The sequence below is a fragment of the Endozoicomonas sp. ALC020 genome (assembly GCF_049275935.1).
In the GTDB taxonomy this organism is placed as follows: Bacteria; Pseudomonadota; Gammaproteobacteria; order Pseudomonadales; family Endozoicomonadaceae; genus Endozoicomonas_A.
This window is the reverse complement of sequence record NZ_CP184830.1, coordinates 5187360-5209915: the sequence shown is the minus strand read 5'-3', so window position 1 is coordinate 5209915 and position 22556 is coordinate 5187360. Positions and strand designations below refer to the sequence as shown.

Annotated in this window: 15 protein-coding genes; 8 read left to right on the top strand and 7 right to left on the bottom strand. The window is 49.4% G+C overall.

Annotation, left to right across the window (positions count from 1 at the left end; translation table 11 throughout):
• Positions 1–125 precede the first annotated feature (125 nt).
• The 5 genes from ACOJUO_RS19110 (at position 126) to ansA (ending at position 10740) form a co-directional block, all read left to right on the top strand.
• Positions 126–410 (top strand): hypothetical protein, encoded by a 285-nt coding sequence (locus tag ACOJUO_RS19110; protein ID WP_317141800.1) that lies wholly within the window; start codon positions 126–128, stop codon positions 408–410.
• A 143-nt stretch (positions 411–553) separates the two neighbouring features.
• Positions 554–3886 carry an exodeoxyribonuclease V subunit gamma gene (gene recC / locus ACOJUO_RS19105; protein WP_422137840.1) on the top strand — a complete coding sequence of 1111 codons (3333 nt, stop codon included), beginning with the start codon at positions 554–556 and terminating at the stop codon, positions 3884–3886.
• The gene (gene recB / locus ACOJUO_RS19100) at positions 3883–7641 is read left to right on the top strand and encodes an exodeoxyribonuclease V subunit beta (protein WP_422137839.1); all 3759 of its coding nucleotides are present in this window, start codon (positions 3883–3885) and stop codon (positions 7639–7641) included. The genes recC and recB overlap by 4 nt, the downstream gene beginning before the upstream one ends.
• Positions 7638–9707 (top strand): exodeoxyribonuclease V subunit alpha, encoded by a 2070-nt coding sequence (gene recD, locus ACOJUO_RS19095; RefSeq protein ID WP_422137838.1) that lies wholly within the window; start codon positions 7638–7640, stop codon positions 9705–9707. The genes recB and recD overlap by 4 nt, the downstream gene beginning before the upstream one ends.
• A 19-nt stretch (positions 9708–9726) precedes the next feature.
• On the top strand, positions 9727–10740 hold the full coding sequence (ansA, locus tag ACOJUO_RS19090; RefSeq protein ID WP_422137837.1) for an asparaginase: 1014 nt from the start codon (positions 9727–9729) through the stop codon (positions 10738–10740).
• Between the two features lie 38 nt (positions 10741–10778).
• Here ansA and ung read toward each other — a convergent pair whose 3' ends face one another.
• The 4 genes from ung to prfB form a co-directional block, all read right to left on the bottom strand.
• Positions 10779–11456, bottom strand: a complete 678-nt coding sequence (gene ung / locus ACOJUO_RS19085; RefSeq protein WP_422133519.1) for a uracil-DNA glycosylase — start codon at positions 11454–11456, stop codon at positions 10779–10781.
• A 332-nt stretch (positions 11457–11788) separates the two neighbouring features.
• The gene (locus ACOJUO_RS19080) at positions 11789–12523 is read right to left on the bottom strand and encodes a TetR/AcrR family transcriptional regulator (protein ID WP_422133518.1); all 735 of its coding nucleotides are present in this window, start codon (positions 12521–12523) and stop codon (positions 11789–11791) included.
• Positions 12524–12731: 208 nt separating this feature from the next.
• Positions 12732–14225 (bottom strand): lysine--tRNA ligase, encoded by a 1494-nt coding sequence (gene lysS / locus ACOJUO_RS19075; protein WP_422137836.1) that lies wholly within the window; start codon positions 14223–14225, stop codon positions 12732–12734.
• 89 nt (positions 14226–14314) lie between these two features.
• A protein-coding gene (prfB, locus tag ACOJUO_RS19070; protein WP_422133516.1) for a peptide chain release factor 2 occupies positions 14315–15413 on the bottom strand; the annotation gives its coding sequence in 2 pieces (ribosomal slippage) (positions 14315–15337 and positions 15339–15413; 1098 coding nt in all).
• Positions 15414–15734: 321 nt separating this feature from the next.
• On the opposite strand from prfB, the gene ACOJUO_RS19065 reads away from it, so the two are divergent.
• Positions 15735–15965, top strand: coding sequence for a hypothetical protein (locus ACOJUO_RS19065; RefSeq protein ID WP_422133514.1), 231 nt, complete (start codon positions 15735–15737; stop codon positions 15963–15965).
• Positions 15966–16066: 101 nt separating this feature from the next.
• Here the strand turns inward: ACOJUO_RS19065 and dinG are convergent, their stop codons facing one another.
• Complete coding sequence (gene dinG, locus ACOJUO_RS19060; RefSeq protein ID WP_422137835.1) at positions 16067–18217, bottom strand: ATP-dependent DNA helicase DinG; 2151 nt, start codon at positions 18215–18217, stop codon at positions 16067–16069.
• Positions 18210–18494 (bottom strand): DUF1145 domain-containing protein, encoded by a 285-nt coding sequence (locus ACOJUO_RS19055; RefSeq protein WP_422133512.1) that lies wholly within the window; start codon positions 18492–18494, stop codon positions 18210–18212. The genes dinG and ACOJUO_RS19055 overlap by 8 nt, the downstream gene beginning before the upstream one ends.
• Positions 18495–18564: 70 nt before the next feature.
• On the opposite strand from ACOJUO_RS19055, the gene ACOJUO_RS19050 reads away from it, so the two are divergent.
• Together ACOJUO_RS19050 and ACOJUO_RS19045 are read left to right on the top strand one after the other, a co-directional pair.
• On the top strand, positions 18565–19095 hold the full coding sequence (locus ACOJUO_RS19050; RefSeq protein ID WP_422137834.1) for a YchJ family protein: 531 nt from the start codon (positions 18565–18567) through the stop codon (positions 19093–19095).
• 58 nt (positions 19096–19153) lie between these two features.
• Positions 19154–20533 carry a serpin family protein gene (locus ACOJUO_RS19045; protein WP_422137833.1) on the top strand — a complete coding sequence of 460 codons (1380 nt, stop codon included), beginning with the start codon at positions 19154–19156 and terminating at the stop codon, positions 20531–20533.
• Between the two features lie 383 nt (positions 20534–20916).
• Here ACOJUO_RS19045 and ACOJUO_RS19040 read toward each other — a convergent pair whose 3' ends face one another.
• A complete protein-coding gene (locus ACOJUO_RS19040) occupies positions 20917–21900 on the bottom strand; it encodes a transposase (protein WP_422137832.1) in 984 nt (327 codons plus the stop codon).
• Positions 21901–22556: the final 656 nt, after the last annotated feature.

The following is a 22556-nucleotide window of genomic DNA, read 5'->3' as shown; positions in this document are numbered from 1 at the left end:
TGGGTCTATATAGGACTTGGCACGAACATTTTACCTGTAATCAACGGCTATGCCACTGAGAGAAGTACGCAATTTCACAGACAAGAACCTAGAATAAATAGAGGTATACCCATTCCGGATGAATCATGGATATTGAAAAACGATCCCAACAGAGTCTTGATGAGAGTAAAAACTGCATTCTTGAGGCCCAAAACCTGATGGACAAAATGGCCGCCCTGCGAGGAAAGCTAAACATCCAGGAAGGCGCAGGCAGACGCTACCTGCAAAGAATCAAGCCTGATGAAGCCAGCCTGAAAACCGCTGAAAAGGAAATTGCCAGCCAATACACCGGAAAAAGCAGCAACCCGGAAAGGAAGAAAAAGAAGCACAAGAACCTTATGAATGCCCTGCACAGACATGGCAGAGCCTGATCAGGAACACAGGCAGATTGTGATTACTGCCTGAAAGCATTGTTTTTTAACTTAAAGTCTTGGTACTCCTCCATTTGTGTTGACATAACCCACCAGAACATGAAGAGTTAGAACCTTCATAGATACAGGCTGATTTTCCTTTCGTGTTCACTATTTATCACTCTAACCAGCTTGACCTGCTTAAAGACCTGCTGATTGATCTGATACAGCGGGATCCTCTTCCCAACCCACTGGAAGACGAACAGATTCTTGTTCAGAGCCCCGGCATGGCCCAGTGGCTTCGGCAGGAGCTGGCTCAATCCATGGGCATCGCGGCATCTCTCAATTTTCCGTTGCCAGCCAGTTTTCTCTGGGACATGTTCGTCAAGGTGTTACCGGATGTCCCGGGACGTTCAGCCTTCAATAAGGAAGCCATGACCTGGAAGCTGATGTCATTGCTGCCCGACATGCTGGAAGAAGAGGCCTTCAAGCCTCTCAGGCACTATCTGGCCGATGATAGCGACACCGTGCGGTGTTACCAGCTGGCAGGCAAGGTAGCGGATATTTTTGACCAATATCTGGTCTATCGACCGGAATGGATCGCTGACTGGGAACAGGGAAAGGATAAGACAGCAAGAGATCAGCTCTGGCAGCCTATGCTCTGGCGAGCACTGGTCTCAAGAACGTCGGAAGCGGGCCAGTCACACTGGCATCGGGCCAATATGCATCAAAGTTTTTTGAGCGCATTGGAGAACGACTCTCATAAACACTTTCTTCACAAACAAGACCTGCCCCGCAGGTTATTTGTTTTCGGAATTTCCGCACTCCCCCCGCATTTTGTAGAAACCCTGAAAGCACTGGGTCAACAAACCGACGTCCATCTCATGGTCTGCAACCCCTGCCAATACTATTGGGGTGACGAGAAAGACCCTAAATACCTGGCCAAACTGGCAACCCGGCTCTTCAGTAAACAGGTCAGTCAATCGACGGCACATAAAGCTGAGGGCGCTTCACAACAGACTGACCTGTTCGAATCCCTGGTTGATGAGCAAAGCAACCCCCTGTTAGCCTCCATGGGCAAGCTGGGCAGAGATTACATGCATCAGCTGCATGACCTGGACGCAACCGAGATCATGGCCTTTGTTGACGGTCAGGAAGATTCACTGCTGCACCGGATTCAGAAAGATATCCTGGACCTGACCGACAGAACTCTTGAAGGTCCCGTCACTATAGCCCCTGATGATCAGTCTCTGGTTTTCCATAACTGCCACAGTGCGCTCAGGGAAGTGGAAGTTCTTCATGACCAGTTGTTAAGACTGTTTGAACGAAATCCTGATCTCACACCCAGAGATGTTGTTGTCATGCTGCCTGATGTAGATCAATACAGCCCCTGGATTCAGGCTGTTTTTGGTGGACTGCCGGATCATCACAACAATCCACGCTATATCCCCTTTGCTATTTCAGATCGAAGCGCCCGCCAGGAGTTTCCTCTGCTGAAAGGCTTACTGGAGCTGCTTGACCTGGACAATCAGCGCTGTGGTGCCCAGGAAATGCTGGAATTGCTGGAAATTCCAGCCATTCAGAGACGCTTCCAGATTGATGAAAAGGGCTTTGAACTCCTGCGCCGATGGATCGCTGAATCAGGCATTCGTTGGGGATTAAGCCCTGAACACCAGAGTGGCTTTGGCGTCCCGCCAAGAGAAAGTAACTCCTGGCTCTTTGGCCTCAAGCGGATGCTGCTGGGTTATGCGCTGCCAGAAGATGCCGGACTTTTCTCGGGCATACTGTCACTGGATTCTTCACAGGGAATGAATGCGGTTCTGAGCGGAAAGTTGGCAGCTTTTGTTGAAGAAGCCTCTGAACTGATTCTGCAACTTAACGAATCTCGCTCCATTGAAAGCTGGACACTTTTTATCAATCAGATACTGGAAAACTTCTTTCAACCCGATGAAGAAGACGAATACGCACTGAAACTGGTCCGAAGCTCACTGGAACACCTGACAGAGCAAGTTCGGGATGCAGGTTATAGCGACAGGTTATCCCGGCCTGTCTTACTGGATTACCTGACAGAACGACTCACCAGCGAACGGAGCAGCCAGAAATTCCTTTCAGGCCGAGTCAATTTCTGCACCCTGATGCCCATGCGATCCATTCCTTTTAAAGTGGTGTGTCTGCTGGGTATGAATGACGGTGCTTATCCAAGAAGCATTGCTCCAGCCGGTTTTGACCTGATGACAGAAAGCCCCCGACGGGGTGATCGCTCTCGCCGTGAAGACGACCGTTACCTGTTTCTGGAAGCCTTGCTATCGGCCCGCCAGACTCTCTACATCAGTTATACGGGTCGAAGCATTAAAGACAACAGTGAACGTATACCCTCAGTACTGGTAACGGAACTGCAGGAATATTGCAGTCAGTTTTTCACCGATAGTGAAGCTTTTCAGAACCTGATCACAGAACACCGGCTACAACCCTTCAGTCAGGAGAACTTCACCCCGGACAGCGGTCTGTTCAGTTACGCCAAAGAGTGGTTACCGAATGCCAACAATCCTACTGAATCATCCGCTCCTTTTCTGGCTTCACCACTAAGCACTCGAGAAACGCCGGAAGCACTTGAAGTCCCGGAATTATTGAGATTCTTTCGTAATCCCAGCCAATATTTCTGTAACCGAAGATTAAAAGTTTTCTTCGAGCAGGAAGACACCCTGCTGGTGGAAACCGAACCTTTTGCCCTGGATGCACTGGACACCTATTGGCTCAAAACGTCCATGCTGGACACTCTTCTTGCAGATAACAGGCTGGACAGCCTCCGGGAAAAATTAAACGCCACTGGCACACTACCCCATGGTGCCTTTGGTGAGCTGCTTCTGGAAGACCAGCAGAATGCCGTCTCACCACTCGTGGAAAAGCTGAAAGATGCCACCCTTGCCCCCCTGGATGATGTTGAGGTTAATCTGTCAGTAGCCGGTATCAAGGTCACTGGCTGGCTGAAACAGCATTACTCATTTGCAGGTCAGAATTCCGGATTGCTGCGCTACCGGGCTGCAGGACTTAAGGCAAAAGACAAACTCTTCGCCTGGATTGAACATCTCTTGTATTGCGCTTCCCTGGAAAGTGAATCACATAGCGGTGGCCATACCCGGTTGATGGGACTGGACGATGAGATCCTGTTTACCCCCATTGCCCGACAACAGGCCAGAGCCTACCTTGGCGATCTGGTGTCTCTCTACCTGCAGGGGCAAACCCGACCTGTTCCTTTCTTCCCAACCACCTCACAGGCATGGCTGGAAAAAGAAGACGACGAAGAAAAAGCACGCAAAGCGGCTGAAACGGCCTTTTATGGGGGTTTTAAGATTCATGGCGAAGTTGAGAATGTTTACATTCACAGGACGTTTCCTGAACTGGAACCCATCTTTGACGAATTTACCAACCTGAGTCGTCTTATTCTTGAGCCCATGGCCCGGACGATAGAAGTGGTTTCAAAAGGAAGCCGCAAATGACTGATACCACTCAACAGCCTGCAGCGGAAAACCAGCCCATGGCAGAAATAGCCAATCCACCACTACAGCTGGATGCCCGAACCTTCCCCCTGCATGGAAACCGCTTGATCGAAGCCAGTGCAGGAACAGGCAAAACCTACACAATTGCCAACCTTTTCCTCAGGCTGGTCCTTGGCCACGGACCTGAGCATAACCATAAAATATCAGCCCACTGTCAGCCTTTAACAGTGGACCAGATCCTGGTAGTCACCTTCACCGAAGCAGCCACTGAAGAGCTGAGAGACCGAATTCGTGCCCGGCTTCATCAGGCCAGAGAAGCGTTTGAAAAAGGTCTGAAGGATGATGACTTCATAGCAACACTGATGAACGACCTTGATCGTCACCCAGAAAGAGCAAAACTATTGCTGGCCGCAGAGCGTCAGATGGATGAGGCAGCGGTATTCACCATACACGGCTTCTGTCAGAGAATGCTGAAACAACATGCCTTTGAAAGTGGTACGCTGTTTACCAATGAGTTAATTACCGACGAATCCCACCTGCTGGAGCAGTCAGCCGCAGACTTCTGGCGCACCGAACTTTACCCACTTGACAAGCCTCTGGCACGACTGGCGCGATCTGTCTGGAAAACCCCCGGCGGTCTGCTTAACGATCTGCGAGGGCTATTGGGTAAACCGGGGCTGCAAATCAAAACCGGTGCAATGCCTGATAACCTTGAACGTTTCAAGCAAAAGTTTGTTGAACCCGCTGTGGCCATCAGAAATTTATGGCGCGACGATCGCAATGCCATAGAAGATCAGCTGCTGTCTTGTGGTCTCAATAAACGAAGCAAACCTTTTACGCGAATAGCCAAAATGGCGGCTTTTGCCAACAGTGATGCCCTCTTCCCGGTTCTTGGTAAAAACGAGAGCTGGGAAATCTATGGCAGGGAGATTCTGGAAAAGGCCCTGTCCAAAAAAGGCCAACTGCCCGGACACAAGGTTTTTGGTCTCATCGAAAACATACTGGATCAGTCCACCAGCATTCAGAACGCCTTCAAAAGCATGATGCTGGCCAGAGCCCTCTCCAGCATTCAGCAGAGAAGCCACAGAATCAAAAACCAGAAGCATCAGATGTCTTTTAACGACCTTCTGACCCGACTCCATCAGGCACTGCATCAGGGTCACGGCGAACAGCTGGCAAACAGGCTGCGAATCCAGTTTCCGGTGGCCATGATCGATGAGTTTCAGGATACCGACCCACTGCAGTATGCTATTTTCAGCCGAATCTATCCCGGTCACTCAAGCCCCAACCGTGATGCCGGGCTGTTTATGATAGGCGACCCAAAACAGGCTATCTATGCTTTCAGGGGCGCCGATATTTTCACTTACATGCAGGCAAGAAAGCAGGTTTCGGCTCACTACTCACTGGATACCAACTGGCGTTCCAGCAGCAATATGGTGCAAAGTGTGAACCGGATTTTTGAGCAATGTCTCAAAACATCCGCTGACACAGGTCGCCCACCTTTTATCTACCAGGACATTCCCTTTTTATCCGTCAAACCTTCACCGAAAGCCGACCGTCAACGACTGTTGGAAGCAAACTCTGAGGTTCCGGCTCTGACAATCTGGTGGCAGGATAATGAAGGCACTACGGTGGGCAAAACAGATTATGAGCAGACCATGACTCTGGCGACAGCCAGTGAAGTCAACCGATTGCTGAGCCAGGCTCAGGCTGCCATTCATTCAGACCAACAGCAAAAGTCTTTAAAAGCCGGAGATATTGCCATTCTGGTAAGAACTGGCCGACAAGGCCTGATGATCAGGGAAGCCCTGGCAAAACAGGGGATTCCCAGTGTTTATCTGAGCAGCAGTGACTCGGTGTTTACCTCAAATGAAGCGGTTGATGTGCTGAGAATTCTCACCGCCTGCCTCAATCCGGGCCACGACAGAACCTTGAGATCCGCCCTGGCAACGCCATTGTTGGATCTGACGGCTGAGGCCCTGGATGCACTGAATGAAAATGAGCTTGCCTGGGAAGAAGCCGTTGAAGAGTTTTCCAACTACCACCAGATCTGGATGAAGCAGGGTGTTTTGCCCATGCTCAGAGTCATGGTGCAAAAACGCAAACTGGCAGAAAAGCTGTTAGCAAAAGACCATGGCGAGCGACGTCTGACAGACCTGTTGCATGTGGGTGAGCTGCTGGCAGCAACCAGCCTTGAGCTGGAGAGCCCCCACGCTCTGCAGAGATGGCTGTCTGAACACATCAGCAAGCCGGACACCCATGCCGATGAGCAGCAGCTGCATCTTGAAAGCGAACGCAACCGGGTCCAGATTGTCACCATCCATAAATCCAAGGGGCTGGAATACCCTGTCGTGTTTTTGCCCCATATCTGCAGTTTCAGGGAAGCGGAAGAGCCGGTTTATCATGACAGCCAGCATACCACCTTAGACCTGTCTGGTGATGATCAGGCCCTGATTAAAGCCGATGAAGAAAGACTGGCTGAAGACATTCGATTGTTGTATGTAGCACTCACCCGTTCAGTTCATCGTTGCTACATGGGCATGGCTCCCGTCAAAAGTGGTTCGGGACGAAAAGGTGATCTGACCGATCTGCACAGAACTGCCATTGGCTGGTTGTTGAACGGCCCTGAAGAGCTTGATTATGCGACGCTGGAGCAACAACTGAAACATCTGGCCGAAAGCCACCCTGGCATTGCTTTCCAGCCCGTTGAAGACCTTCAGCTACCTCATTACCAGAGCGAATCTGAAGAGACTCCTCATCTTGTCGCAGAAGAGTTCAGGGGTGACATCCAGAAGGACTGGTGGGTCACCAGCTACTCCGCATTGTCCAGAACCTCGCAGTCTCATAAAAAAGAGCAGAGTCACCACAAAGCTCAGGAGCCTGATGCCTCTCTGGAAACAGCCGGTCTGGATATCGAAGTAATCAATGAGGCAGAAGCAGCTTTTAGCAATGAGCAAGAGCCCGAAGCGGAAACATTGGATATTTTCACATTTCCAAAAGGCGCTCGACCCGGTACCTTTCTGCACGCCCTGTTCGAAAACCTCGAAGATCTGACAGCAGATACACTGAATGACCTGCCCCGGGATTTATCTGGCTATGTGCTCGAACAATTGCAAATGGAAGGCTTTGATGAGAAGTGGTGCCCTACCCTCGAAAATATGCTGGATCATTGCCTGAAAGCACCATTGAACGACAACGGACTCACTTTGGGTGATCTGCCCAAGCGTTGCAAAAAAGTCGAGATGGAGTTTTATCTGCCGGTGAGCAGGCTCAGAGCCAGGGAACTAAACGCCATCCTGCAGTCAGAAGACAGACTGTCAGCCGAGGCGGGATTACTGGACTTTGTAACCGTGAAAGGCATGTTAAAAGGCTTTATCGATCTGACCTTTGAACAAGATGGCCGCTGGTATGTTCTCGATTACAAGTCAAACTGGCTGGGTGACCAGCTCGTCGATTACACCCGGGAGAACATGCAGAAAGTCATGATTGAGCACCGATACGATCTTCAATACCAGCTCTATTCACTGGCATTGCACAGGCTACTGAGTAGCAGGCTGCCAGATTATGACTTTGAGCAACATTTCGGGGGGGTTTATTACCTGTTTCTCAGGGGTATACGAAAAGATGAGCCAGGCCAGCCGGGCATTTTCCACTGTCGCCCCAGTAAAATCCTGATTGAAAAACTGGATCGTCTTTTTTATGGAGACTCTGCCCTAAGTGAAGAAGGCTCCACCAAAACCGGAGTCTCTTCATGATCAATGCCATTAAGCATCTTTACCAACAAGGCAAGATTCGCCCCCTGGATTACCAGTTTGCCCGTTTTATTCATGAACTGGACGACACGCCCTGTGTTGTAATGGTGGCAGCCCTCATCAGTCATGAGCTGGGTCGAGGCAACCTCTGTCTGGAGTTCAGTCATTTATTCCATAAGCCATTGTTCGAATTGAGTCTGGCAAACAGCAATGCACTCAGGGCTTTAGCAGACATTGACAATCAATCCGAAGACAAGCTGATCAGTCTTCTACTCTCAAGTCCGGTTATCAGCAAGGGTGAAACCAATTCGCCTCTGATTCTGGACGCTAAGCGACTCTATCTCTATCGATACTGGCAACATGAGTGTCTGGTTGCCCGACACCTGCTCAAAGAGGGAAAACAGTCAGAAGACTTTCAGGAAACCCGAGCCATTCTGGATCGGCTGTTTCAGCGAAACTATTCCGCTCTTCTTGAGAATCGTCCCGATACCAGCGATTCGAAAGCCCTCCAGGAATACCTCATAAAATGGCTCGATGTAGAATTTCCTGAGGCCATTGACTGGCAAGAATGTATCCAGACGCTGCTGTCTGCCAGAGAGACTGGAGACCTTAAGGTTTTCGATCAAACAATCCCGCAACACGATTGCCTGAACTGGCAGAAAGTTGCAGCGGCCATGGCAGCGACTCAACCCCTGGTCATCATCAGCGGTGGACCCGGTACAGGTAAAACAACAACGGTCACAAGACTGCTGGCCATGCTGGTTGAGAAAGGACTGAAGAGTGACAAAATACCGGACATCCGACTGGTGGCACCCACTGGTAAAGCCTCTGCCCGGCTCACTGAATCGATGGGGGGCGCCCTGCCCGCTCTTCACTGCAATGAAGAGGTGCGTAAGTTGATCCCAACTCAGGCAGGAACGATTCATCGGCTCTTGGGTGTTATCCCTAACCGCCCGGAATTTCGCCACAACGCCAACAACCCACTGCATCTGGATGTTCTGGTGGTGGATGAAGCCTCTATGGTTGATCTGACACTCATGCGTCAGCTGCTGGACGCACTGCCTGACCATGCCCGAGTTATTCTGCTGGGTGACAGAGATCAGCTGGCTTCTGTGGATGCTGGCAGTGTGCTGGGTGATATTTGTTCCGCTGCCGAAGGTGGTTACTCACAGGCCCAGGCTAATACACTGGAACAATTAACCGGCTTTGATCTGAAATCATGGACAAGACGACAAATGTCCACAGTAAAAGAGAACGCTATGACAGCCTGTTTTTCAGAAAAAAGTCGGGCTATCAATGACCGCTTCTGTCAGCTTCAGAAAAGTTACCGATTTGATGACCGATCGGGCATAGGCACGCTGGCCAAAGCCGTCAACAAAGGCGGCACCAGACTTATAAAGGAGATATTTCAGCAAACATTTGCTGATATTGCCCTGCACCCTGTAGACGATAGCAGCTACTCCCAACTGATGTCACTCTGTGCACAGGGCTATACCCCCTATCTTCAGGCCATTAATGATCAGCAAGATGAAAAAACAGTTCTCGCTGCCTTTAACCATTTACGCTTGCTCTGTGCATTGCGGGAAGGACGCTGGGGTGTTGAAGGACTCAATGATGGCATTCGCTCAGCTCTGGCAAGGAGCAACCTGATTCCATCAGAAGGCTTATGGTATCCGGGCCGCCCGGTTCTGATTACCCGAAATGCCCATGACCTCGGCCTGTACAACGGTGATATTGGCATTGCTCTTCCTGATTGCAATGGCCGCCTGAAAGTGGTCTTTGAATTACCCGACGGTAGCCTCAAACATCTATTGCCCAGTCGCTTGCCAGAGCACCAGACGGTCTTTGCCATGACCATACACAAAAGCCAGGGGTCAGAATTCCCCCACACCGTCATGGCACTTCCAGAACAGATGACACCGGTTCTTACCCGGGAACTGGTTTATACCGGCATCACCCGGGCCAAGGCCAGACTGGATCTGTTTGCACTGCCGCAGATTCTGGTCAAAGCCATTCAACAGAAGACCCTGCGTTCATCAGGATTGAAAGACCGACTCATTAACCATTAAAGCCCCTGAAATTGCTGTTATGACCAAGAAAATCTACGTTATTTACACCGGCGGCACCATCGGCATGAAACCCACTGATTCGGGTTATGCCCCCTCTGGTAATATGCAGGCGCTTCTGGATGAAAAACTGCCTCCCCACGTCCGTCAGGGTCTGCCCGACTTTGACCTGGTGGAGTATGGGGAGTTGATCGACTCCAGTAATATCCGCCCAAAAAACTGGAAGCAGATAGCAACGGACATTGCTGATCACTATGAAGACTACGATGGTTTTGTGGTTCTGCACGGTACCGACACCATGGCATTTTCCAGCTCCATGCTGTCTTTTATGCTTCGCAATCTGGATAAACCGGTTGTCTTTACCGGCTCCCAGATCCCTCTGTGTGAACCTCGTAGTGACGGACTGGAAAACTTTGTCGGCGCCCTGAGTATCGCCGCTGATGAGCGCATCAATGAAGTATGCCTGTACTTTAACGGTCGTTTAATGCGCGGCAACCGGGCTCGCAAACAAAACGCCTATCTTTTTGATGCTTTTGACTCTCCCAACTTCCCCTGGTTGGGACGTGCCGATATCAATATCGAGATCAATGATCTACTGTTGTTGAAGCCTGAAAAAAAACCAGAATTTCATCTTGAATGCTCTGAAGATACCCAGGTCGGCATTGTGCAACTCTTCCCCGGTATCACAGCCCAGTGGCTGGAAGCGGCCCTGAACCAGCCTCAAAAAGCCTTTATCATAAGGACTTATGGCACAGGGAATGGCCCTGATGACGACCCGGCCCTGCTGAACGCACTGAAAAAGGCGACAGATGCCGGAAAAATCATCGTCAATCTGACCCAATGCCACAGGGGCGCTGTCCATCAAGGCAGTTATGCCGCAGGCTCTGCACTGGCCAAAGCGGGGGTAACTGGTGGTCTGGACACCACGACTGAAGCCATGTTCTGTAAGCTTCATCACTTACTGTCAAAAGGCCTCTCAACACAAGAGATCAGAGAACTGGTCGGAAAGAGTATTTCTGGTGAGCTGACGATCTGAAAAAAGATGAGGACTTTCGAGTCCTCATTCAGTCGCTATCATGGCAGCTGCCAGTCGATGGGCTGAACGCCTCTGGAAGTCAGATAATCATTAGCCTGCGAGAAAGGTCGGCTGCCAAAGAAGCCCCGATGTGCTGACAGTGGCGAAGGGTGCACAGTCTGCAATACCCGATGTTTGCTGCGGTCAATGAATTGCCCTTTACGCTGGGCATAACTACCCCAGAGGATAAACACCAGCCCTTCTCTCTTATTGTTCAGCTCTGCAATCACTCTGTCGGTAAACTGCTCCCAGCCTCGCTTTTGATGGGAAGCAGCCTGCTTGTGTTCAACAGTCAAGACGCTGTTGAGCAGCAAAACCCCTTGCTCAGCCCAGTGTTCCAGGCAACCGTGACTGGCTGGGGGAATCCCGAGATCATTTTGCAGCTCTTTGTACATATTGATCAGTGAAGGAGGAATACGAACATCTGGACGCACCGAGAAACTAAGTCCATGAGCCTGACCCGGGCCATGATAGGGGTCCTGTCCAAGAATCACCACCTTGACCTGTTCAAAAGGTGTCAGCTCCATAGCCCGAAAATATTCACTGCCCTTAGGATAAATCGTTTTACCAGCGGCCTTTTCATTCAACAGAAAGCTACGCAAAACCTGCATATACTCCTTGTTGAACTCACTCTGCAAATGAGACTTCCAGGAGGGCTCCAGTCTGATTTCCTGCATAGGACTTCCCCGGTTCTGTAAATATTAACAATAAGAGTTGAATGATAATCGAGTCAGCAAGTAACTGACCAGTTGGTTTTGCATATAGTGGCGAGTGGATTTCTTCATCCCTCGTGGCACAGCCACGGCCCCATAGCCAGGGCAGGTTAACAGAATTGAAACGCAGAAGGATCGATTAAGACGTCGCCCAGAGAGGCAGAACCAACAAGGCAGGCACTTATACATACGATTGATGTTAAACTGACTTGATAAAATAGTTTCGTACACCCGTTAGCAGAGAGGTGTACGGTATTTTTAACTTTACAGAATGCCTGTTGACAGTCCGTGATTAATCAATGTTTGAACATCAACATTATCTGGCGATGTAGTCTTTCTTTAATCGGTGTCATATCCAGTCCACCTTTCTGCAACAGCCCCTCATACTCAACCTGCGCAATGAACGAGGCAAGCAGTTGTGCATCGGTTTCTGGCTGTGAAGAGCCTGTGCGCCTGAAGAGTGAAGTCAGGCTGTTCAACAGATAGGTCTGATGTTTAAAAGCGATGGGACGCAGATTTTCATTTCTCAGGCACTCCAGCTGGAAAGCCCGCTCTGCGATCAGGTAATCACGATGCTCAGTCAGCTGGTTGCCAACATAATCAACGGCCAGATCCAGCATCTGATCAACAAACTGATCCCTGGAATCACTGGAGTCATCCAGCAGTGAAAGCGCTTTTTGCAGCTGATCATCAGACTCTTCCCAGAATGCCTTGAAAGTTTCAGCCCCCATTTCCACAAACAGGGTAAAGGTGTCTGTTATGAGGTCGGAAATATCTTTGAAGTAATAAGTAGTCGCAGAGAGAGGTACTTGAGCTTCTTTAGCGACTGCGCGGTGTCTTACACCACGAACGCCATCTCTTACTACGATTCTCAGTGCTGCCTCCAGTATGGTTCGACGGCGCTGTTCACTATTGGCCCGACTGGTTTTACGCCCTTGGTATTTCAGAGTTCCATTTCCGAGAGCTGCTCCTTCATTCCGGGCCATCTGCGTTAGGACGCAGTTTCTTTCGTCACTGTACGTTGCTTCCATGATTAAATGCCTTGCAGTTGCCTGTTAGTCTTAAGACGTTTGAAACCCTCGCTTGAAAGAGAGGTTTCAGCTACGCCAATCTTCTTGTACTTCAGCCTGAAAATGACGGTTAAAGTGTCATTGTCCAGGCTTGGTCAATGGCCGCTGAAGACTGGGCTGCAGGCTAGGAGGCAGACAGATCAACTGTCTGCCATGATTCCAGCCGGGATTACTGCTGGGGTCGCATGTGCGGGAACAACAGTACATCACGGATAGAAGGTGCATCAGTAAACAGCATGACCAGACGGTCTATGCCGATACCTTCGCCCGCCGTTGGCGGCAAACCGTACTCCAGAGCGTTGATGTAGTCTGCATCGAAATGCATGGCTTCATCATCACCAGCGTCTTTTTCTGTGACTTGCTGATGAAAACGCTCAGCCTGATCTTCAGAGTCGTTCAACTCGGAGAAACCATTGGCCACTTCACGACCGCCCACGAAAAACTCAAAGCGGTCAGAAATGAATGGATTGTCATCATTACGACGAGCCAGAGGCGAAACCTCTGTCGGGTATTCGGTAATGAATGTCGGATCCATCAGCCGGTGTTCAACCGTTTCCTCAAATATTTCGATCTGAACCTTGCCCAGGCCCCAGGTACCCTTGACCTCGATACCCAGCTTTTCCGCAACCCGGGTTGCTGAATCAATCGTATCGATGTCAGCAGCCTCAAGATCCGGATTGATGTGCAGTATAGAATCGAAAACGGACATACGCACAAATGGCTTGCCGAAATCGATCTCCTTACCCTGGTAAGTCACTGAGGTTCCACCGGTCACGTCTTTTGCCAGACGCTTAAAGAGGGCTTCCGTGTGATCCATCATATCAATGTAGTCTGCGTAAGCCTGATAGAACTCAATCATCGTAAATTCAGGGTTATGACGTGTAGACAATCCTTCGTTACGAAAGTTCCGATTAATTTCAAACACCCGTTCAAATCCGCCCACCACCAGACGCTTCAAATAGAGCTCTGGAGCAATACGCAAGTACATATCAATATCCAGCGCATTATGATGAGTCACGAACGGACGAGCGCTTGCACCACCCGGTATCACCTGTAGCATCGGGGTTTCCACTTCCATGTAATCCTGCTCATGGAAATAGTCACGAATCACCTGAACAATACGGGAACGAACACGAAATGCTTCCCGGGACTCTTCGCGGGTAATCAGGTCCACATAACGCTGACGATAACGCATTTCGGTGTCGGTCAGCCCCTTGTGCTTCTCGGGCAATGGGCGCAGGGATTTGGTCAGCAACTCAACCTGCTCCATGTCGACATAAAGATCCCCCTTGCCGGAACGCTGCAGGGTGCCTTCAGCACCGATGATGTCACCCAGGTCCCAGGTCTTGGCTTCCTTCAGCACTTCTTTAGCCAGCACCTTGCGATTCACGTACACCTGGATACGACCAGACATATCCTGAATTTCCATGAATGCACCACGGTTCAGCATGATACGGCCAGCTATCTTGACCTTCTTTCCAGCTTCCAGCAGCGCTTCCTTGCTGGCATCTGCAAACTCTTTTTGAAGATCAGCAGCCAGTGCATCACGACGGAATTTGTTTGGAAAAGCGACCCGTTCAGCACGAATGGCAGTGAGTTTTTCTCGGCGAAGAGCCACCAGCCGGTTCTCTTCCTGGGTATCTAAGATCTGTTCTTCAAACATAGTTTCTCCGGTTCAACCCCAGGGGGGGGCGGGAGTTAACAGTTGCCTGCTACTCCTTTGCGTAAACTGTTCTCTGCCAACGGCTGACTTTAAAGGCCTTTCTTGAGACTTGCCTCGATAAACTTATCGAGATCTCCGTCAAGAACGGCCTGGGTATTTCGGGTTTCCACGCTGGTTCTCAAATCCTTGATTCGGGAATCATCCAGAACGTAGGAACGAATCTGACTGCCCCAACCAATATCGGACTTGGAATCTTCCAGAGCCTGGGCGTCAGCACTGCGCTTCTGCATCTCCAGCTCATACAGCTTGGCTTTTAACTGCTGCATAGCCTTGTCCTTGTTCTGATGCTGGGAACGCTGATTCTGACACTGCACCACAATACCGGAGGGCTCGTGAGTAATACGAACCGCAGAATCGGTGGTGTTTACGTGCTGACCACCGGCACCACTGGAGCGGTAGGTATCAATTCGAAGGTCGGCCGGATTAATCTCAATCTCGACATTATCGTCTATCTCCGGAGAGACAAAAACCGATGAGAAGGAGGTATGACGACGGTTACCAGAATCAAATGGAGACTTTCGTACCAGACGATGCACACCTGTTTCTGTTCTCAACCAGCCAAAAGCATATTCACCGGTAAACTGAACCGTAGCCGACTTGATACCAGCTACTTCGCCCGCAGATACTTCAATGATTTCTGTTTTGAAGCCTTTCTGCTCACCCCATCGCAGGTACATCCGCAACAGCATATTGGCCCAGTCCTGGGCCTCGGTACCACCGGAACCCGACTGAATGTCCAGATAGGCATTGTTGGGGTCCATTGCCCCGGAAAACATACGCCGGAATTCCAACTCTGCCAGTTTTTCGCCCAGCTGGTCCAGCTCTTCCACAACGCCTTCGACGCCGTCTTCGTCCTGCTCTTCCACCGACATTTCCAGCAGTTCAATGGAATCTTCCAGGCCTGATGTCAGCTGATCAATGGTAGCAACGATGCCTTCCAGCATGGAACGCTCTTTGCCCAGGGCCTGGGCACGCTCCGGTTCATTCCAGACATCCGGATCTTCAAGCTCCCGCTCTACTTCCTGCAGACGCTCACTCTTGTGAGCGTAGTCAAAGATACCCCCTAAGCACGTCAGTACGCGCTGTCAGATCCTTAATACGCTCCTTGATAGGGTTTACTTCAAGCATGGTTTATCGCTCAATATCGTTCAGTGTTCGATGAAAAATCGGGAAATATCACTTCGGCTGTCGGTATTGACCATGAGTAAGGCAAATGCCTGAACAGGAACAGAACCGGATGGCTTGCCCCGGGCAGTGACAGGAAAGAATGATTTCCACAATAAAAAACAGCCGACCATTCTACCTGATCAGCCCAAGTGTTGGAATGAGAGAAAAACAAAAGCTAGCCCCCGAATGTCTGGCCAGGAGACTATTCAGGGAACCTTTTCAGCATCTGGCAGTCAAATGTAATGAGAACAGAAAAAAAGCAACCAACAAGAGGTGTACATCATGATCAAACAGAAATTGACGGCCCTGGCCCTGATACTGCCCCTGACCGCTGTAGCCCTGTCCGGCTTTGCTGATGAAGAAGAGCCAAAGCAGGATGAGAGCAATAAAAGCGAGAAGGTTCTGATCCTTCAAAGCCTGATGGCTAAAAATGAAGAGACAAACACCGAAGAAGAGTCTGCGGAGGATGAAAAACCATCGACAGAACAAAACAACCGTTTTGAACTGCTGTAAAAAGATGGCGAGGCCGGAACAAAGTCAAAAGCTGGCATCCGGCAACTGCTTCTGCCGTCGATGAACCCCATCGACAGCAGAAGCAACGCTCTCTGCCAGATTCAGAAAACTGTATGCTCTATGGCTCTTCTGAAAGGCGGCAGAGAGTCCAGAATCATACGACCATACCTCGCTGTGACCACTCTTCGATCCAGCAGGGTGATCTGGCCGGTATCCTGCTCTGTTCTTAACAAACGACCGCAGGCCTGTACCAGCTTGATGGCTGCATCTGGAACGGTTATTTCCATAAACGGATTCCGACCCTGAGCCTCAAGCCATTCTGACAGTGCCGATTCCACAGGATCATCGGGAACCGCAAAAGGAATTTTCGCGATAATAACATGCTCACAATATTCACCAGGCAGGTCGATCCCTTCCGCCAGACTGGCCAGACCGAAGAGAATACTGTCTTTGCCTTCATCAATATGCTTGCGATGCAGTTTCAGAAGTTCCGCCCGGGAATAATCATCCTGCAAAAGGATCTTCTTGCGCCAGGCATCATCGAGACCAAAATGCACATCTTTCATCTGCTTGCGTGATGAAAAAAGTACCAATGTACCTTTTTGTCTGGCCATCAGATCGGGCAGCTTCTCAACGATTTCTTCCGTGTGCTCTTCACTCTGACGAGGATCAGACAACATACCCGGTACCACCAGCTGTGCAGCGAGACTGTGCTGAAAAGGGCTGGGAACCACAACGCAACGGGATTCAGACGGAACCCCTGAGCGCATACGGAAACGATTGAAGTTGCCCAATGCAGTGAGTGTGGCCGACGTAACAATCGATGCATAACCCGGATTCCAGAGCGTCTGCCAGAGTGTTGCCGAAGAAAGTATTGGGCTGCTGAAAACCTCCAGTTCCTCACCAAAGGGCCCTTCACTCCACTTCAGCCAGCGGGCACTGGGTGGCTCACCCTCAGGGTCTTTCATGGTGTAGGTCAACCAGAGCTTAAACTGGTTTTCCAGACGCATTTGCATTGCACCCATTTCCGGATACAGTTGCTCGGCCTGCCAACGGTCAATACCCGGGACATCACCGTCCATGGCATCGTCCAGTTCCCTGGTAATTTTTTCTACCATACCACTGCAACGACTGAAACCGGCTTTGAGTACTTCAGCCTGCTGACGAAGTGCTTCAGGTATTTTCCCTTGCTCAAAGCGATAGACAGCAACCGTCGTATCACCCTGAATTCGAGGTTCAAAGGTTGCAACACCCTGTAACAGAGTATGGGTGTGACCCAGGGCATTCACCAGTTCATCAAACTCAGGCATGAGTTTTTCGAGTCTTTCACCCAACTCACCGGGCAAGGCGTTTTGGGACAGGGTTTTCTGTAGAGACTTACTGGCTTTCTCCAGCCAGCTGGCCGTTCCTTTTATTCTCGAATGACAGGCGAAATGATCGATCGCCTTGTCAGGCAGATGATGGCCCTCATCGAAGACGTAAACGGTATCTTTCGGATCAGGCAGAATAGCGCCACCGCCCAGGGCCAGATCGGCCAGCACCAGATCATGATTGGTCACCACCACATCGGCCTGTTCAAGATCTGCCCGGGCTTTATAGAAAGGACACTGATTAAAATAGCCACAGCGGCGGCCACTGCACTGGGAATGATCCGTGGTAATCATTCGCCATTGTTGATCTTCCAATGCATCGGGCCAGCTGTCGCGATCACCCTCCCACCTGGAAGCGGCAAAGTCTTCCAACATAGTTTGATAGAGCTTCAGGGAAGTCTCGTCCTGCGCCAGTGTGAAACCTTCTGCGGCAAACATATCCATTAATGAGGCCGTTGACTGCTCTTCCTGCAACAACCGATCAAGCTTGCTAAGACAAGCATACCGCCCACGACCCTTGGCCAGGGTAAAAGAGAACTTAAGTCCGGTTTTCAGGATAATATCGGGCAGGTCCTTGCCGATAATCTGCTCCTGCAGCGTCACAGTGGCTGTAGAGATTACCAGTCTTTTATCAGCAGCCTGCGCCATCACCACAGCAGGCAGAACATAGCCCACCGTTTTACCGGTACCGGTACCAGCCTCGACGACAATCACGGAAGGATCAGAGGTTCTGCGCCCTTCACTGTCGGTCTTGACCTCACCCAGGGAACGGGCGACTTCTGCAATCATCTGTTTCTGACCGGGCCGGGCCTTCAGCTTTTTGCTGGCCAGAAACGTGCTGTAAGCCTTCTGGATCTTTTTTTTGTGTGAATCTTCAAGCACTGTGCTGATCACCCACCGGCTGGGTTGGAATTTTTTTCATCAGACTCATCAGGTGAAAGCCGCCAAAGATCAGAATCATGTAGCGATCTTTCATGGACAGCGGCGCGCCCATAGCGGCAAAACGGCGACTGAAGAAGAAATGCTCTGCCGTGTGCAACAGCAGCAACAGGGGCGCAGCCCAATTCAATACGGACCCCATGGGTTCTGCCACGGGCACAAAGAGATTCCACAGTGCTGAAAGCCAGAATAAAACCACCACCGCTTTGCCAAAGCCCATGTATCTGATCCTGTAATTTAAGTAAAATGATATTCTATCGAAAACCCATCACTCCTGCTCGAAGAATTCTATGACTGAAAACAGCCCTGAGCTTAAAAACAGCCTTGAGCACAAACATCCTTATTCAGACGCCTCTATCAACCATTGCCCTTGTGGTTCAGGCCAAACCTATAAAGCATGCTGTGGCCCTTACCATTCGGGGCAAGCGGCTCCAACCGCAGAAGCCCTGATGCGTTCCCGCTTTTCAGCCTATTATCTTAAAAACACGGATTATCTGCTGGCCACCACCTGGCAGCGCCAGATCAATGGCTTGGATAAAGCCGACATTCACCGAGAGACAGACGCCACCCGGTGGACCCGACTGGACGTGGTCAGCACTGAAGCTGGCGGCAGTGCTGACAGCCGGGGAAAAGTGGAATTCAAAGCCTGGTTCCTGAACCCCGCCACCGGCAGGGAAGAAGCGCACCATGAGCACTCAGACTTCATCAGGGAACAGGGTCACTGGTATTTTATTTATCCGGATATACCTGCCAGACTGCCTGGAAGAAACGACCCTTGTCTCTGCGGCAGTGGCAAAAAATACAAAAAGTGCTGCGGTTGACTCTCTCTCAGCTTTATCAAAAGACAGCAAAATTTAATTAAGAGAGGTGAGGTGAAACTTGTTTTTAATTGCTAAACCTTCCGGTTCAACCTGCCAGTACACTGTCGTTCTTGTGTTGCTCTGTTTACTATTGCTGCCCTTACAACTACTGGCTTTGACTTGTCACAAATGCGGCTTCAATTACAATCGAAAAGACTTCTCGTTCTGCCCAATGTGTGGGGAAGAAGCTGAAAATGAAGATCTTCTGCATCGCACAATGCCTTCCCAATCAGCAGCGCCAGTAAGTCCTGGTGCACAGGTGGATGAATCGCTGAGAAATCTGGAGTTTGCCGTAAATGTATTTAGCCGTGCAGCCCCCAATATTCCTGAAAATTTTGTATTATCCCCTGATAGTCTTTTTCAGACACTGGCATTGTTAGTATTAAATGCGGGTGCTGACGGTGCGATCGAGCAATGGCGTCAAAATTGTCTGAGTGAGGATCATTCTAAGCCATCCGGTGCAGCAGCCCATGAACAGAACAAGAACCCTTCTTCGATTATCTTGCTCGCAGCCAGTCAACCTGAGGCTGTGGCAGTTTATAGAGAGAGACTTAAACAAATACACGACGATTTTCGTGGTAAAATCAACTTGATGAGCCTCACGCTTATGCATAGCCTGGCCCAAGAGCTCAACGGACTATTTTGCCAATTAACCCATGGTATGGTGCACCGTTTATGCAGCCCCATCGCTTGGTCCTTATCAACATACATGGAACTCATGACTTCGATTTACTTCACAGGGCTGTTGGAAAGGTCTCGTGGGACCGAAAATGCAGCTTTATTTACCTTACCCGATGGTCAGGCAGCCGTTGTAGACAGAATTATGAATGGAGAAATCAATCCTTCCCGGTACGCACATCACAATGATTGGGAAGCAGTTACCTTTCCCTACCGGAGAGATGATGAAATAATTTTGGTCTTACCCCCGCCAGAAACAATGCTAAGAGCAGTCACATCAAAAATAATAACGGCATTATTTTCATCATTAGACTCCGACGAATCCTTTTCATCCAGCTTAACGATGACTCCCGGACTTCCACCCTCTAAAATTGCTAAGAACACTGACTTGAGCGAAGCTTTACGTCCATCAGGTTCAGGTTTACTTTCTGTTGTTACCACCGATCTGAGTTCAGGCGCTATGCCAGCTCTGTCGTTTCCTATGAATGCCTTTAGTAATCAAGAAGCCCCGGACGCAGCTCTAACCAATACTGATTCTAACAGAAACCGTGAAGGAGATAGAATACAATCAATCCGATTTGATCGACCCTTTCTTTATATATTGCGTAATAAAATAACAAAAAGAATCAACCTCATTGGCAGATACTTCTTTCCACCGGACTCAGGGACAAGCTCTTCAAGAAAAACAAAAAAACAAAAAAAACAACAAATAAAAAAATAAAAATAAAAATCAAAAATAAGACACCCATAAAAAAAAGGCCTCGTCAGCAAAAAAAAATAAAAAAAATAAGACACCCATAAAAAAAACAAACAAAAATAAACAAAAATAAGACACCCATAAAAAAAAGGCCTCGTCAGAAAAAAATAAGACACCCATAAAAAATGTCACTTCAAGGGAAAAAATAAAAAAATAAGACATTCAAAAATCTGTACTCCCAAAAAGGATCAGAAAAATCTATCTTCAAGTAGCGTATCAACGAGCCACACAGCGCCATCCAACGAACAGAGGCTGTTCAAGCCATAATTCAGACAATGCAAATTCATTCCGACATAAGTCGAAGAGAGATAAAGAGAGGGTCTTTGACGTCTTAACTGATTTCTACGCTAACCTGTCAGGTACAAACGACTGCAGGCGTTTAAACCTCGAAGCCACTTCTGTCCGGCTTCAAGTGCATAAGCCTTCATCGCCTCCAGACGGCCAACTGCCCGATAAAAACGATTATTCCATTGCATGGTTTTCAGCCACTCATCCGGATCAATTTCCAATCTTTCAAGAATAGGAGGGGTACACGACGGGATGGAACCTTTCTTGTCTGTCCTGACAATGCGGCCACTCCAGTCAACCAGTTCCAGATAGTCATGAAGAAGGTAGGGAAGGGCAACGTCCGTGTTCTGGCCCTGCAAACAAAAAGGTTTCAGGGTCAGCGGCTGATTTTTAGTCTCAGAGTGTGTAACCTGCTCCACGCGTTCCTGAATCGACGTGTAGTCTGATTCTTCCGGTGTTTCTACCTTACCAGCCCGAATCGGATTCAAGTCAACATAGATCATACAGGTCAGTAACGCTGCTTCGTCCAGTAATGCCTGGCTTTTAAAGCGACCTTCCCAGAAGCGTCCTTTACATTCGTCTTCTTTGTTGGCCTCACGAGCAAGATATTCATTCAGGCAGCGCATAAACCAGCTGATATCCGTTAAACGACGCCGGTATTCCTCAGCATATTCATCAATACGGGACAACTCAGCGCTGCCCAGTTTGTCAGCGGCCAGATGCCTTTGCACCAAAAGCGGACCTCTGAACAAGGTCGTCCAACGGTGAAGCACTTGATTCCGTGACCAGCCTCTGGCAGATGACTGATTGATGTGCAAAACCACATGATAATGATTCGACATGATAGCGTAAGCACAGACTTCGATAGCAAAGACTGAAACCAGTTCCCGGAGTTTATCCACCACCCACTGACGGCGATGCTCGTAGTTCTTGCCAGTCAGGTGGTTCTCTCCACAGAGGTAAGCCTGACGAACACATCTTGCCATGCAGTGGTAATAAGGCGTTGAGCCGGTGTCAATCAGAGTATTGCGGGCCTGAGCCATGGACTCACCTGTTTGGGTAAAAAATCAGTGATGGGTGAAAAAGTAGACCAGGTGGATGGTAAAGCAAATTTATGGGTGTCTTTTTAATTATTACGAGTCCATGTATTCCTGATAGGGGTGGTGAAAGGCGGATGTACTGGGCAAGCTGCCCGAACCAGAAATGCCCCACAGATTTTGCTGACGAGGCAACTTTTTAAACTGACCGTCAAATCCAATGGCTATGTAATTACCCGACGAGTGGATTGAATTCTGGATGGGATACAACCAGGAAACTATCCTATATTGAATTTCAGATTTCGTATTCAGTTGATCGCATCCATAGGGCAAGGGTTCGGTAGACAGAGAGGTTATGGCAAGTAAAAAACCTTAAACCAAGGTAAGAAGGTACAGACGTGGTTTTGCTCAGTCATTTTTTCAATTCAGTCTGCCATTACAGGATCCTTATGGTATTGCTCTGCTTATTCTATTTATCGTTGCCAGCCTCACACCTTCTGGCTGTGACTTGTGGAAATTGCGGTCTGAATTACGATGATGAAACCCTTTCATCCTGCCAAACACCGTCGTGTAACATAGAAGCTGAGAGTGAGCCCCCTCAACATGACACAGCACCTCCTGAAAGGGCAACACCAGTTAACCCTGATTCAAATCCTGTTGCA

Coding starts and splice junctions, on each gene's coding strand:
- ACOJUO_RS19110 (WP_317141800.1), top strand. CDS start 126: ATGGATATTGAAAAACGATCCCAACAGAGTCTTGATGAGAGTAAAAAC.
- ung (WP_422133519.1), bottom strand. CDS start 11,456: ATGCAGGAAATCAGACTGGAGCCCTCCTGGAAGTCTCATTTGCAGAGT.
- ACOJUO_RS19050 (WP_422137834.1), top strand. CDS start 18,565: ATGACTGAAAACAGCCCTGAGCTTAAAAACAGCCTTGAGCACAAACAT.
- lysS (WP_422137836.1), bottom strand. CDS start 14,225: ATGTTTGAAGAACAGATCTTAGATACCCAGGAAGAGAACCGGCTGGTG.
- ACOJUO_RS19080 (WP_422133518.1), bottom strand. CDS start 12,523: ATGGAAGCAACGTACAGTGACGAAAGAAACTGCGTCCTAACGCAGATG.
- ansA (WP_422137837.1), top strand. CDS start 9,727: ATGACCAAGAAAATCTACGTTATTTACACCGGCGGCACCATCGGCATG.
- ACOJUO_RS19055 (WP_422133512.1), bottom strand. CDS start 18,494: ATGGGCTTTGGCAAAGCGGTGGTGGTTTTATTCTGGCTTTCAGCACTG.
- ACOJUO_RS19065 (WP_422133514.1), top strand. CDS start 15,735: ATGATCAAACAGAAATTGACGGCCCTGGCCCTGATACTGCCCCTGACC.
- ACOJUO_RS19040 (WP_422137832.1), bottom strand. CDS start 21,900: ATGGCTCAGGCCCGCAATACTCTGATTGACACCGGCTCAACGCCTTAT.
- recD (WP_422137838.1), top strand. CDS start 7,638: ATGATCAATGCCATTAAGCATCTTTACCAACAAGGCAAGATTCGCCCC.
- recB (WP_422137839.1), top strand. CDS start 3,883: ATGACTGATACCACTCAACAGCCTGCAGCGGAAAACCAGCCCATGGCA.